General features: G+C 65.3%; 14 protein-coding genes. 7 read left to right on the forward strand and 7 right to left on the reverse strand.

The genetic code is table 11. From position 1 onward, the window contains the following. Positions 1 to 18: 18 nt before the first annotated feature. The 3 genes from JQ603_RS32630 to JQ603_RS32640 form a co-directional block, all read right to left on the reverse strand. A complete protein-coding gene (locus JQ603_RS32630) occupies positions 19 to 357 on the reverse strand; it encodes a P-II family nitrogen regulator (RefSeq protein WP_008142813.1) in 339 nt (112 codons plus the stop codon). A gap of 310 nt (positions 358 to 667) precedes the next feature. Continuing rightward, a complete protein-coding gene (locus JQ603_RS32635) occupies positions 668 to 1,969 on the reverse strand; it encodes an ammonium transporter (protein ID WP_212346113.1) in 1,302 nt (433 codons plus the stop codon). Positions 1,970 to 2,047: 78 nt separating this feature from the next. Continuing rightward, complete coding sequence (locus tag JQ603_RS32640) at positions 2,048 to 2,386, reverse strand: P-II family nitrogen regulator (RefSeq protein WP_018323564.1); 339 nt, start codon at positions 2,384 to 2,386, stop codon at positions 2,048 to 2,050. Positions 2,387 to 2,647: 261 nt separating this feature from the next. On the opposite strand from JQ603_RS32640, the gene JQ603_RS32645 reads away from it, so the two are divergent. Continuing rightward, positions 2,648 to 3,529, forward strand: a complete 882-nt coding sequence (locus JQ603_RS32645; protein ID WP_212346115.1) for a GYF domain-containing protein — start codon at positions 2,648 to 2,650, stop codon at positions 3,527 to 3,529. 68 nt (positions 3,530 to 3,597) lie between these two features. Here the strand turns inward: JQ603_RS32645 and JQ603_RS32650 are convergent, their stop codons facing one another. Then, positions 3,598 to 4,374, reverse strand: a complete 777-nt coding sequence (locus JQ603_RS32650; RefSeq protein ID WP_212346120.1) for an IclR family transcriptional regulator — start codon at positions 4,372 to 4,374, stop codon at positions 3,598 to 3,600. A gap of 186 nt (positions 4,375 to 4,560) precedes the next feature. On the opposite strand from JQ603_RS32650, the gene JQ603_RS32655 reads away from it, so the two are divergent. The 4 genes from JQ603_RS32655 to JQ603_RS32670 are packed head-to-tail and all read left to right on the forward strand — an operon-like array spanning position 4,561 to position 9,539. Further along, positions 4,561 to 6,123 carry an acyl-CoA synthetase gene (locus JQ603_RS32655; protein ID WP_212346123.1) on the forward strand — a complete coding sequence of 521 codons (1,563 nt, stop codon included), beginning with the start codon at positions 4,561 to 4,563 and terminating at the stop codon, positions 6,121 to 6,123. A gap of 15 nt (positions 6,124 to 6,138) precedes the next feature. Then, positions 6,139 to 7,278, forward strand: a complete 1,140-nt coding sequence (locus tag JQ603_RS32660) for an FAS1-like dehydratase domain-containing protein (protein WP_212346125.1) — start codon at positions 6,139 to 6,141, stop codon at positions 7,276 to 7,278. Positions 7,279 to 7,302: 24 nt separating this feature from the next. After that, a complete protein-coding gene (locus JQ603_RS32665; protein ID WP_212346127.1) occupies positions 7,303 to 8,526 on the forward strand; it encodes a CaiB/BaiF CoA transferase family protein in 1,224 nt (407 codons plus the stop codon). A 50-nt stretch (positions 8,527 to 8,576) separates the two neighbouring features. Beyond that, positions 8,577 to 9,539 (forward strand): Bug family tripartite tricarboxylate transporter substrate binding protein, encoded by a 963-nt coding sequence (locus JQ603_RS32670; RefSeq protein WP_212346129.1) that lies wholly within the window; start codon positions 8,577 to 8,579, stop codon positions 9,537 to 9,539. 62 nt (positions 9,540 to 9,601) lie between these two features. On the opposite strand, the gene tesB is transcribed toward JQ603_RS32670, so the two are convergent. Then, positions 9,602 to 10,465 carry an acyl-CoA thioesterase II gene (tesB, locus tag JQ603_RS32675; protein ID WP_212346131.1) on the reverse strand — a complete coding sequence of 288 codons (864 nt, stop codon included), beginning with the start codon at positions 10,463 to 10,465 and terminating at the stop codon, positions 9,602 to 9,604. A 138-nt stretch (positions 10,466 to 10,603) separates the two neighbouring features. On the opposite strand from tesB, the gene JQ603_RS32680 reads away from it, so the two are divergent. Beyond that, positions 10,604 to 11,824 carry a ubiquinone biosynthesis hydroxylase gene (locus JQ603_RS32680; protein ID WP_212346133.1) on the forward strand — a complete coding sequence of 407 codons (1,221 nt, stop codon included), beginning with the start codon at positions 10,604 to 10,606 and terminating at the stop codon, positions 11,822 to 11,824. Between the two features lie 232 nt (positions 11,825 to 12,056). Here the strand turns inward: JQ603_RS32680 and JQ603_RS32685 are convergent, their stop codons facing one another. Together JQ603_RS32685 and JQ603_RS32690 are read right to left on the reverse strand one after the other, a co-directional pair. Beyond that, complete coding sequence (locus JQ603_RS32685) at positions 12,057 to 12,254, reverse strand: Trm112 family protein (protein ID WP_007598651.1); 198 nt, start codon at positions 12,252 to 12,254, stop codon at positions 12,057 to 12,059. A gap of 61 nt (positions 12,255 to 12,315) precedes the next feature. Then, positions 12,316 to 12,846, reverse strand: a complete 531-nt coding sequence (locus JQ603_RS32690) for a TetR/AcrR family transcriptional regulator (protein ID WP_212346136.1) — start codon at positions 12,844 to 12,846, stop codon at positions 12,316 to 12,318. A gap of 89 nt (positions 12,847 to 12,935) precedes the next feature. Between JQ603_RS32690 and JQ603_RS32695 the strand changes: the two genes are divergently transcribed. Continuing rightward, positions 12,936 to 13,286, forward strand: coding sequence for a hypothetical protein (locus tag JQ603_RS32695; RefSeq protein ID WP_212346138.1), 351 nt, complete (start codon positions 12,936 to 12,938; stop codon positions 13,284 to 13,286). Positions 13,287 to 13,292: the final 6 nt, after the last annotated feature.

Consider the following 13,292-nt stretch of genomic DNA (forward strand, 5'->3'; position numbering starts at 1 on the left):
ATAAGGTTGAGCGCGAAATCAGAGGGCCGCGGCATCGGCCTCGCCGGTGCGGATGCGAACCGCATGGTCGAGATTGATGACGAAGATCTTGCCGTCGCCGATCTGTCCGGTTTTCGCAGCGGACGTGATGGCGTCGATGGTCTTGTCGACCTGGTCGGAGGCGACAGCGACCTCGATCTTGATCTTGGGCAGGAAGCTCACGGCATATTCGGCGCCGCGATAGATTTCCGTATGGCCCTTCTGGCGGCCATACCCCTTGACTTCCGTCACCGTGAGACCGTGAACGCCGATGGCGGTCAGGGCGTCACGGACTTCTTCCAGCTTGAATGGCTTGATAATCGCCATAACAATTTTCATGGGTCCTATCCCCGCTTGGGCCCGGTCCGGACGTGGCCGGGCGTTTCTCGACTGGTTCGCCACGAGGGAGAAGTTTCACTACGCGGGCACAGCCGGACCCCTAGAATCAAATGCCGTGCCAGATCAGGCGGCTTGCCTAACGGACTATGAAAACGGGTGTTTTCGCGGTTGGCGCGTATTGCGGTGCAGTGCGCTATTACGTCGCGCTCAAAAGCTGGTCACGCCTGCTCAAAACGCAGGCACGACAGGCTGCCGACACAATGTTGCTCACGCGTCGGGCAGCCGGAAGGTAATTACGTAGCGCGGAAGCCTATTGCAGGGCTTCGCCGTGCTGCGAAATATCCAATCCCTCGAGCTCATGCTCACGGGATACGCGCAAGGGCACGAACAGGCCGACCAGCTTGAGCAGGACGAAGCTCACGCCCGCGGCCCAGACGAAGGTGACGGCGACGCCGTAGAGCTGGATCAGGAGCTGTTGCGGATGGCCCTCGAGCAGGCCGGCGGTGCCGCCGATCGCGCTGGTTGCGAACACGCCGGCGAGCAGGGTGCCGGTCAGGCCGCCGATGCCGTGGACGCCGAACACGTCGAGGGAGTCGTCGTAGTTGAAACGGTGCTTCAGCCAGGTGCAGGCCCAGTAGCAGACCGCACCGGCGATCACGCCGATGACGATGCCGTGCCAGGGCGCCACGAATCCGGAGGCCGGCGTGATGGTGCCGAGACCGGCGACCGCACCGGAGATCATGCCGAGCACGGAGGGCTTGCGCCGGGTCGACCATTCGATCGCGCCCCAGGTCAGCGCACCGGAGCAGGCGGCGAGATGGGTGGCGATGATCGCCATCACCGCGCGCGAATTGGCCGCGCCCGCCGAGCCGCCGTTGAAGCCGAACCAGCCGACCCACAGCAGGCCGGTGCCCATCACGGCGAGCGAGAGGTCGAACGGCGAGAGGTTCTCGGTGCCATAGCCATGACGGCGCCCCATCACCTTCGCGGCGACGAGGCCGGCGGTACCGGCCGACAGATGCACGACGAGGCCGCCGGCGAAATCCATCACGCCCATGCTGGCGAGGAAACCGCCGCCCCAGACCCAATGCGCCAGCGGAATGTAGACGAAGATGAACCAGGCGACGGAGAACAGCAGATAGGCGGAGAACCGCATGCGGTCGGCGACGGAGCCCGCGACCAGCGCCACCGTGATGATCGCAAACGTCATCTGGTACAGCATGAACAGCGCTTCCGGGATCGTCTTCGCCGCCGGGTTGACGCTGTCGAGCGTCATGCCGGCGAGGAACCAGCGGTCGAGCGTGCCGATCCACGGCCCGTCGCCGACGAAGCAGAGCGAATAGCCGAACGCGACCCAGAGAATGGAGATCATCGTCACCGCGGCGAGGCTCTGCGCCATGGTGGCGAGCACGTTCTTCTTGCGCACCATGCCGGAATAGAACAGCGCCAGACCCGGGATCGTCATCATCAGCACCAGCGCGGTGGCGACGATCATCCAGGCGGTGTCGGCGGTGTTGATCTCGGAGGCGGCGGCGTGCGCCGGCGCGGCCATGACCAACGCGAATCCGATCGGCGCAGCCAAAGCGGCTGCACGGCGCAACAATCCCGCCATGTTGTTTCCCCCAGCATAGAAATTACGTCGCACGCTGTGGCGTCGCTGCCCGGTGCGATCCAAGCAGTCGTGTCTAATTCAGAGCGCGTCGCTGTCGGTCTCGCCGGTGCGGATGCGCAGCGCGTGATCGATCGGCGTGACGAAGATCTTGCCGTCGCCGATCTGGCCGGTGCGGGCCGTCGAGGTGATCACGGCGACGGCCTTGTCGGCGACGTCGGAGGCGACCGCGATCTCGATGCGCAGCTTCGGCAGGAAGTTCACGACATATTCGGCGCCGCGATAGATCTCGGTGTGGCCCTTCTGGCGGCCGTAGCCCTTCACCTCGGTCACGGTCATGCCGTGGACGCCGATCGCCGTCAGGGCCTGGCGGACCTCATCGAGCTTGAAGGGTTTGATGATCGCGACGACGAGTTTCATGGTCAGGCCTATTCCCCGGGATGCGCCGCGCCGTATGTCCCCGGCGCCGCGTCAATCTGGCATCTTTACGGGCAAATGGCACAAAAAAGTTGCAGATTGAAGCGGAAAAACGTTTGGCCAAGGGAGGCCATGTGAACGGCCGCCTCTGTACAGGGCATCCGTTCATCCTTCACAATGCATTTTTGGCATGGATGCGGTGAACCGAAGCGGTGAACCTAAGCGCCTTGGCCGGTACATAAGTATGTTCGAGGGGGACGTTTCATGGCGAGTTGGTTCTACGCATCCGAGGGCAAGCAGCAGGGGCCCTTTCCGGAAGGACAGTTCCGCGATCTGATCGCCCAGGGCGTCGTCCGCCCGGACACGCTGGTGTGGACCGAGGGCATGGCCGGCTGGCAGAAGGCGGCCGAAATTCCCGGCCTGGTCGGCGGCGGCGCGCCGCCGATGGTTCCAGGCGGCGGGCCCCCGGCGATGGGCGCCGGTGGTTACGCTGGCGCGGCCAGCGGCGGATCACTCGCTGTCGATTTCGGCATCCTCGAGTTCACCTGGCGCACGCTCGTGCTCGTGATCGGCTCGTGCTTTGTCATTCCGGTGCCGTGGCTGTTCGTCTGGTACACGAAATGGATCGTACCCTGCATCAAGGTCCCCGGGCGGCCCAATCTCAGCTTCACCGGCAGCGCGATGACGCTGGTGCCCTGGGTTTTTGGCTTCATCGTTCTGGCGATCGCGCTCGGCTTCGTCGGCAGCCAGTTGCTGAGCAATCTGCTGTTCATCGTCCAGATCGTGCTCTACTGGCTGCTGATCAAATGGATGGTCGCGAACCTCGCTTCCAACGGGCAGCCGCTCGGTCTCAGCTTCACCGGTTCGGTCTGGGCCTATATTGGCTGGAATCTGCTGTTCGCGATCTCGATCATCGCCATCATCGGCTGGGCCTGGGTGGCTGCGGCCCAGATGCGCTGGTTCTGCCGCAGCATCGAAGGCACGCGGCGCGAGATCGTGTTCAAGGGCAGCGGTCTCGACATCCTCTGGCGCGGCATCGTGGCTGCGATCCTGTGCAGCCTCATCATTCCGATCCCGTGGGTGTATCGCTGGATCATGAACTGGTTTGCCTCGCAGACCGAACTCGCTCCGCGCGGCTCGCTCTAAGGATGGTCCGGTAAGCCATAAGCGCGATTTACCGCGCTTATGGCGATCAGGCTTTCCGCGCCGATGTATCAGGCGTGAATTGCCAGTTGTGGGGCGATCGCTTCGGCGACAACACGCATGTCGCGCGCGAGCGCCAGCGAGGTCGCGCGGTCCAGTTGGCTGCCGAGGCCGACGGCCGCGATCGTGTGCGAGATCGTTCCCTTCGCGTTGAGGACGGGCACGGCGACGATCGTCACGCCGGCGATGTAATTGCCGCGGTCGATGCTGAAGCCCTGCTTGCGCACCTGGTCGACTTCCTTGCGCCAGGTCTCGAAGGTCGGCGCGTTGTGCCAGCGCAGCAGGCGAAAACGTTTCTCGATCTCCTTCTCCGGCTGGCCGCTGAAGGCGGCGACGCAGCGCCCGGTGGCGCTGATCAGTGCCGGAAAGCGGCTTCCGATGTCGACATGAAGACGCACCGGCGCCTGGCTGCGCGCCAGCGCGACGACGATCATGTTGTCGAGGTCCGGCACCTCGACGCCGATTGCGGTGACGCCGTAGCGGCCTGAAAGCTCCTCGAGCTTCGGCCGCATCAGGCTGGGAAAATCGGCGTTCTCGAGCACGGCGCGCGCCAGCGGCAGCATGCCGACGCCGAGGCTGTAGCGCTTGGTCTGCGGATCGACCTGCAGCAGATCCTCCGCGAGCAGCGCGCGCACGATGTGCAACGCAGTGCTCGGCACCAGGTCGAGAGTTTCCGCAATCGCCTTGAGACTCTGCGGCGCCGGACTGCGGCTGAGCAGGCGGAGGATGGCGACGGCGCGCGTGACCGCGGGCACGGCGCGGACACGGGGTGATTTGGCATTCGGCATGATCGTATCGGTACAACAGCGGCTGGAGTGCAACAACACCAACTCATCGAGTCAGCGCTAACGCAGCGCTGATCTTTCGCCTCGCGCGGGCACGCGCCGCAAGCTCCGGCGTGATTCACGCTAATTGTACATATACAATTAATAACGCTATTTGACAATTGGCGCGTCGTCGGTATCTTGCCGGTCATGACCAAGCTGACCGACTTCACGAGCTACGCCGCCGCGCAGACGATCTTCTCTCCGGAGAAGCTCTGGGAATTGTTCGACGGCAATCGCGCGCAGCTGAACATCGCGCATGAGTGCATCGACCGGCACGCCGGTCGCTCCGACCCGGCCGTGATCGTCGTCCGCGCCGACGGGCCGGACGAGGTGCTGGGCTTTGCCGAGCTCGCGGAAGCCTCCTCGCGCTTCGCGCATGATCTGGTGAGCCGCGGGATCAAGGCCGGCGATCGCGTCGCGGTCATGCTCGAGCCGTCGCGCGCCTTCTACGTGGCGGTGTTCGGCACCATGAAGGCCGGCGCCATCGCCGTGCCGCTGTTCACGCTGTTCGGACCCGACGGCGTCAAGCTGCGCGTCAACGATTGCAAGCCGCGGCTGATCGTGACCAACGCGGAGAAAGCGCCGCTGCTCGCCGGGATCGGCACCGAGGTCGTGGTCGCCGATGACGCCTTCCTGAACGGCCTGCAGCGCTTCGCGCCGCACTTCACCCCTGAGACGGCGGCCGACGACATGGCCCTGTATCAATATACGTCGGGCACGACGCGCGAATTGCCCGAAGCGGTCAAGCACACCCATCGCTCGATCGTCACGCTGATGGTGGCGGCGCTGTACGGCACCGGCCTGCGTCCCGGCGACCGCTTCATCTGCCCGTCATCGCCGGCCTGGGGACATGGACTCTGGCACGGTACGCTGGCGCCGCTCGCACTCGGCATCACCATCGGGGCCTATGCCGGCAAGTTCAATCCGGAGCGGCTGCTGGCGGCGCTCGAACGGCACCGCTTCACCAACATGTCTGCGGCCGCCACTCACTACCGCATGATGCGCAATTCCGGCGCCGCACCGCGCTATCGCTACGCCCTGGAGAAATTGTCGTTCACCGGCGAGCCGATCGACAGCGAGACGGCGACCTTCGCGCACGACACCTTCGGCCACCAGGTCTGCAGCATGTACGGCACCACCGAGATCGGCGTGATCCTGGTGAGCTATCCCGGCGCGCACGACTTCGTCGTCAAGCCGGGATCCCTCGGCAAGCCGATCCCCGGCGGACGCGTCGAGGTGCACGACGCCGAAGGCAAGCCCTGCGCGCCCGGCGTGACCGGCGAGCTGAAGGTCTGGCGTCGCGGCGAGTGGATCGCGACCAAGGACCTCGGACGCATCGACGACGACGGCTACTTCTATCACGGCGGCCGCGCCGATGACGTCATCATCTCCGCCGGCTGGACCATGAGCGCCGTCGAGATCGAGGACGCGATCCTCAAGCATCCGGAAGTGCGCGAGGCCGCGGCCATCGGCGTCCCCGATCCGCTGCGTGGGCAGGTGGTGAAGGCGTTCGTCGTCACCGACCGTCCCGGCGATACGTCGTTCGAGCACGAGATCCAGGACGTCGTGCGCCAGCGCCTCAGCCATCACGAATATCCGCGTCTCGTCAGCTTCGTCGCGGAGCTGCCGAAGACGCCGGCCGGCAAGGTCAACCGCAAGGTGCTGCGCGACCGCGAGCAGGCCGTCAGACAATCAGAAGCGACGAATTAAAGAGAGGAACGTCACATGCTGGACAAGACCGAAAGCAGGTTTCCGAAAATCACCGAAGAGGGCCTCGACGATCTGCGCAAGCGCATCGGCGTGACCATCGGCGTGACCGCCGAGCCCTGGTGCTATGAGGCGACGCGCGACAACATCCGTCATTACGCGCACGGCATCGGCGACGACAATCCGCTGTGGTGCGACCCCGACTACGCCGCCAAGTCCGCTTACGGCGGCATCATCGCGCTGCCGAGCTTCCTGTTCTCGACCAGCCGCATCGTGTCGGGCTATGTCGGCGGGATGCCCGGCGTCCACGCCATGTGGTCGGGCGCGGACTGGACCTGGCACAAGGCCGTCAGGCGCAACGACGTGATTTCGACCGAGGCCAAGCTGAAGGACCTCGTCGAGCATCAGACGCGCTTTGCCGGCCGCGCCATCCAGCAGACCTATCACGTCGATTTCTTCAACCAGCAGGGCGACCTCGTCGCCGAGGCGGACAGCTGGTGCTTCCGCACCGAGCGCGACCACGCGCGCGAGCAGGGCACCAAATACAAGGAAGTCAGGGCCCGTGAGCCGCGCCGCTACAGCGACGAGGAATTGGCTGCCGCATACAAACACTATGCCGACGAGCGGATCCAGGGCTCGCGTCCGCGCTACTGGCAGGACGTCACCGAAGGCGAGGCGCTGCCGGTGATGCTGAAGGGGCCGATGACCGTCACCGGCTTCATCGCCTATGCGCAAGGCTGGGGCGGTCTCTACATCCGCGCCAACAAGCTCGCGTGGAAGCTGCAGGATGCCCATCGCGGCCTCGGCATTCCCAACCGCTTCAATATTCCCGATTGCCCCGAGCGCGTGCACTGGGAAGAGGAGTTCGCGCTCGAGGTCGGCGCGCCCGGCGCCTATGATTACGGTCCGGAGCGCTGCTCCTGGCTGACCCATCACCTCACCAACTGGATGGGCGACGACGGCTTCCTGCGCCGCGCGACCTGCAAGATCCGCCGGCACAATCCCGAAGGCGACATCCTGTTCATCAAGGGTAAGGTGAAGCGCAAATTCATCGAGAACGGCCGTCATCTCGTCGAGATCGAGCAGGAAGCGCGCAACCAGGACGACGAACTCTCCGTGCTCGGAACCGGCATCGTGCAATTGCCGAGCCGTAGCTGACAGCAACCAACTGGGCGCATGAGCATGCCCGCACCTGATCTCACGCGCGGAGCGGTGACCGGCCTCAAGGTCGTCGATCTCTCGCGCGTGCTGGCGGGGCCGCTGTGCACGCAGATGCTGGCCGATCATGGCGCCGATGTCGTCAAGATCGAGCCGCCATCGGGCGATGAGACGCGCGGCCTCGGACCGCCCTTCGATGCGGCGGGACAGGCGGCGTATTTCGGCGCCGTCAATCGCGGCAAGCGCGGCATGGCGCTCGACTTGTCGCGCGCCCTGGGGCGCGCGGTGCTCGAAGGCTTGTTGAAGGATGCCGATGTGCTGGTGGAGAATTTCCTGCCCGGCACCATGGAGCGCTGGGGGCTCGGATACGAGGCCCATCTCTCCGAGCGCTTTCCGCGACTGATCTATTGCGCCATCTCGGGCTTCGGCGCCGACGGGCCGCTCGGCGGCCTCCCCGGTTATGACGCGGTGCTGCAGGCCATGTGCGGCCTGATGAGCATCAACGGCACGCAGGACTCGGGCCCGACGCGGGTCGGCGTTCCCATCGTCGATTACGTCACGGGCTACAATGCGCTCACGGGTGTCTTGCTTGCGCTCGCGGCGCGAGAACGGACCGGACGGGGGCAGCGCGTCGAGGTGACGCTGTTCGACACCGCGCTCGGCCTGCTGGTGCCGCACGCGGCAAACTGGATCTGCTCGGGCAACGTTCCCGGTCGGCTCGGCAGCGCCCATCCCAACATCGCCCCTTACGACAAGTTCGCGGCCGCCGACGGCGAGATCTTCCTCGGCATCCTCAATGACGGCCAGTTCCGCCGCTTCTGCCAGAAAGTCAGGCGCGGCGACCTGCTGGATGATCCGCGCTTCCGCACCAACGCCGATCGGCTCACCCACGTGGCAGCGCTACGCACTGAACTGGAGCGCACGCTGGCCGGCTTCAAATCGGAGGCGCTCTGCCGCGACCTGATGCAGGCCGGCGTTCCCGCCGGCGCCGTCAACACCGTGCCGCAGGCGTTCGCGCAAGCCCATGTCGCCCATCGCGACATGCTGGTCGAGAGCGAGGGCCATCGCGCGCCCGGCATTCCCGTGAAGCTGCGAGAGACGCCGGGCAGCGCCACGCGACGGCCGCCCCGCTTTGGCGAGCATGCGCGCGAAATTCTGGCGGATGCCGGCTTCGATGAGGGTACGATCGACAGCCTGATCGAGGCCGGCGTCGTCATTCCGCAACGGAAGGACCCTGCGACACGATAAGACCACCAACAAGAAGACGACCAAAATAATCATAACGAGAGGAAACGAGCATGCTGAGATCCGCGAGATGGGCCGTGGGATTGCTGGCCCTGCTATGGAGTTGCGCAAGCCTCGCGCAGACCTATCCGACGAGGCCCGTCAAGATCATCGTTCCCTATCAGGCCGGTCAGGGCACCGACGTCGTCGCGCGATACCTCGCCGATCATCTGTCGCGCACGCTCGGCCAGCGCTTCTATGTCGAGAACAAGCCCGGCGCCGGCGGCAATATCGGGGCCGAGCAGGCCGCGCATTCGGAGCCCGACGGCTACACGCTGTTGATGGGCACCAACGCCACCCAGACCATGAACGAGTTCATGTATCCGTCGATGGGGTTCGCGCCTGCCAAGGATTTTGCGCCGATCATCCTGGTCGGCAAGCTGCCGCTGGTGATCACAGCCAGCCCGTCGTTCGCCGCAAACAACGTGGCGGATCTGATCACGGCTGCCAAGGCGAAGCCCGACCGGATCGACATCGCTTTGCCGAGCACGACGGCGCGAGTCATCTTCGAGTTTCTCAAGGATGTGACCGGCGCACCGATGTTCGGGGTTCCCTACAAGGGCTCGGCGACCGCGATGACCGACGTGCTCGGCGGACAGGTTCCGCTGATCATCGATACGGTCACGGCGGTGCGCACCCAGATCGACGACGGCAAGCTGAAGGCGCTCGGCATTACCGTGCTGAAGCCGAGTGAGCTTTTGCCTGGCGTAAAACCCGTCGCCGAGCAGGGCGTGCCTGATTTCGAGATGGCGGGATGGAATGCCTTCTACGCGCCACGCGCCACGCCGCAGGCGGTCATCGAGCTTCTGAACGGCGAGTTCGCCAAGGCGCTGGCCCTGCCCGAGACCAAGAAGCGGCTACACGAGCTGGGACTCGATCCGGCCGGTGGAACACCGGCGGACCTCGCCCGGTTCGAGACGAAGGAGCGGCTGAAATGGGGGCCGGTGATCAAGGCAACGGGCCTGCAGGGCGGCTGACGCCGATCAGGCTCTTTGCTCGAGCATGATCTCGTCCGAGAACCGCTTCCCACGTCTCGGGATCATGCCTTGCGTTCGCGCACCGAGCCTTCCTGCGCCACTGACGCCACCAGCGTGCCGTCGGGCTTGAAGATGAGGCCGCGCGACAGGCCGCGGCCGCCGCGCGCGTTCGGCGAATCCTGGGCGTAGAGCAGCCATTCGTCGGCGCGGAACGGGCGGTGGAACCACATCGCGTGATCGAGGCTAGCCGGCATCATGTCCTTGTCGAACAGCGTGCGGCCGTAGCGCGCCATGATCGCGTCGAGCAGCGAGAAGTCCGATGCATAGGCCAGCGCGCACAGATGCAGCGCGGGATCGTCGGGAAGTTTGGCAGCCGTGCGGATCCAGATATGGATGCGACCGTCGTCGACCTTCTGGCCGAAATAGCGGCCGATCTCGACGGGACGCAATTCGATCGGACGATCCATCTCGTAATAGCGGCGGATGAACTCCGGCATCTCCTTGAAGATCGGTTGCTTCGCGACTTCCTCCGCCGTCAGCTTCTCCGGCGGCGGCACATCGGGCATCTTGTCCTGGTGATCGAAGGCGCTTTCCTCCTCGGCGTGGAACGACACCATGATCGAGAAGATCGCGTTGCCGTGCTGGATCGCGGTGACGCGGCGGGTCGAATAGCTCTTGCCGTCGCGCAGGCGCTCGACCTGGTAGATGATCGGGACCTTCGGATCGCCCGGCAGAATGAAATAGCAATGCAGCGAATGCGGCAGCCGCCCCTCGACGGTGCGGCAGGCCGCGACCATCGCCTGCCCGATCACCTGGCCGCCGAACACCCGCTGCCAGTCCGTCTTCGGGCTGTTGCCGCGGAACAGGTTCACCTCGAGCTGTTCGAGGTCGAGGATCGAAATGAGGTCGAACAGGCTTTTGGACATGGAATGAACCTTCTTGCCGTCGTTCCGGGGCGGATGCTCCGGAATGGCACATTTGGGCCGTTCCGCCCTTGTTTCACCGCACTGTTTCGCCCAGCTCAAGTCTGCTAGCAAGACCGAGAATTGACCGGGAAGCTTGGTATGTCGGTACAGGGAAGCATTGTCATTGGCGGCGGCGCGTTTGCGGGCCTCGCGCTGGCGCTGGCGTTGCGCCAGGGGCTCGGCCCGGAGATCCCCGTCATCGTCGCCGATCCCGCGCTCGGCACACGGCCGAGCCGGGACCCGCGCGCCACCGCGATCGTCGCCGCCTGTCGTCGCCTGTTCGAGGCGATCGGCGCCTGGGACGACGTCAGGGGCGAGGCGCAGCCGATCCTCGACATGGTCGTCACCGATTCGAAACTGGAGGACGCCACGCGTCCCGTGTTCCTGAACTTCGCCGGCGACGTCGCGCCGGGCGAGCCCTTTGCGCACATGGTCGAGAACCGCCGCCTGATCGATGCGCTGGTGGTGCGCGCCGAGGCCGAGGGCATCGATCTTCGCGCCACCACGGTTGCATCCTACGATGCGCGCGCCGAGGGCATCGACGTCTCGCTCGGCGACGGCAGCGTGATCGCGGCGAGCCTCCTGGTCGCCGCCGATGGCGCGCGGTCGAGACTGCGCGAGCGTGCCGGCATCGCCACCCATGGCTGGGAGTATGACCAGTCCGGCATCGTCGTCACCGTCGGTCACGAGCGCGATCACGAAGGTCGCGCCGAGGAGCACTTTTTGCCCGCAGGTCCCTTCGCGATCCTGCCGCTCTCGGGCAAGCGCTCATCGCTGGTGTGGACCGAGCGCCGGGCCGAGGCCGTGCGCATCGTCGCGCTCAGCGACGAGGACTTCCACGGCGAGCTCGAGCAGCGCTTCGGCCTGCATCTCGGCGAGGTGAAGGCGCTCGACAAGCCGCGCGCGTTCCCGCTGTCCTATTTCGTCGCGCGCTCCTTCATCGCCGAGCGCCTCGCGCTGGTCGGCGATGCCGCGCACGTGATCCATCCGATCGCGGGCCAGGGCCTCAACATGGGGCTGAAGGATGTTGCCGCGCTGGCCGAAGTCGTCGTCGATGCCGCGCGGCTCGGCATGGATCTCGGCGGCGCCGACGTGCTCGAACGCTACCAGCGCTGGCGCCGCTTCGACACCATGGCGATGGGCGTTGCCACCAACTCGCTGAACTTCCTGTTCTCCAACCAGTCGACCCTGCTGCGCACGGTGCGCGACATCGGCCTCGGACTCGTCGACCGCGCCCCGCCGCTGAAGAACCTCTTCATCCGCCAGGCCGCCGGACTGACGGGCGAAGTGCCAAGGCTGCTGAAGGGCGAGGCGTTGTAAGGCGTAAGTTTAGAGAACGCTCGCGCCTCACTCTCTCCTTGTCGTCCCGGACAAGCGCGCCTCAAGCGCGCGCAGATCCGGGACCATACTCCGCAGCAATAGTTTTGCGAACACCCGGAGTTGCCGGCTCGTGCAGCAACACAATTCGGTGGATATGGTCCTGGCTTTCGCCAGGACGACACCGAGGGTGTGACGCGGGCACCGCTCCAAACGAGCGACGGGCGACGCGTCCTCAATCGATCTTGCGGGCCTCTTCCGGCAGCATGATCGGGATGCCGTCGCGGATCGGATAGGCGAGCTTGGCGCTGCGCGAGATCAGCTCCTGCTTGGCGGAATCGAACTCCAGCGGGCCCTTGGTCAGCGGGCAGACCAGAATCTCCAGCAGTTTGGGATCGACGCTGGCTTCGGGGCGTTCGGTAGGCGCGTTCATCTTTGTCTCCGGCAATTGCTTGCCTCTACCACAGAAATTCGCGCCCGCCCATGGCGGCTGCTCAGGCGGAGACCATCGCCAGGAGCTCGTCGAGCATGTCCTGAAGCCGCGCCGCCGGCACCGGCGCCCCCGACAGGGCAAAGCCGAGAAACGTCCAATAGAGGATCTGCGCGCGGGCCGTCGCCGCCATCGGGGCAAGCCCGCGTTTTCCCAGCATCTGCTCGATATAGTCGAGCCTGCGGCGGTCGATGGCGCGCACCGCTCCTTGCGCTGTCGCATCGAAGGCTGCCCAGTTGCGCACCGCGCGTTCGAGGTCGAGCCGTGCGCCGAAGGATCTGCGCAGCAGCGCCTGCAGCGGCTCGTCGCCGGCCGCCTCGACGTCGGCGATGATCTGCTCGGCCGCGATCTCGCGCCAGCGCTTCAGCACCGCGGCGTGGAACGCGCCGAGATCGGCAAAGTGCCAATAGAAGCTACCGCGCGAAACCCCCATGGCTTTTGCCAGCGGATCGGCCTTCAGCGCCGTGAAACCGCTTTTGGCAAGCGCCTTCAGGCCTTCCTTGATCCAGTCGTCGGCGGAGAGCTGTTCCGTCATGTCGGGTTCCAAATTCGACCATACACTAGTGTATTGACAAGCGGCAGGCGAGCGCTTAGTTGACCATACATAACTGTATGGAGGCGTTGATGCGTGATCTCCTGCTCCAATGCGCCGGCCTGCTGACCATCGTGGTGGCTCTCATCCACGGCTACCTCGGCGAGGCCAGGGTGTTTGTCCGCGCCCGCATCGAGCCGGAACGGCTGCGCACCCTGATCCGCCTGGTCTGGCAGGCCTCGACCGTCGCCTGGATCGGCGGTGGCGTGCTCCTGATCGCGACGCCCTGGATGGGCTCGGAGCCGGCACGCCACTGGATCGTCGTCACCATGGCCTGCGTGTTCGGTCTCTCCGCTATCGCCAACGCATGGGCTACGCGCGGCCGGCACTTCGGCTGGATGATGCTCAGTGCGGTCGTCGTGCTGGCGGTTGCAGGCTATTGAGCGTCG

The sequence above is a fragment of the Bradyrhizobium liaoningense genome (assembly GCF_018130825.1).
In the GTDB taxonomy this organism is placed as follows: Bacteria; Pseudomonadota; Alphaproteobacteria; order Rhizobiales; family Xanthobacteraceae; genus Bradyrhizobium; species Bradyrhizobium liaoningense_B.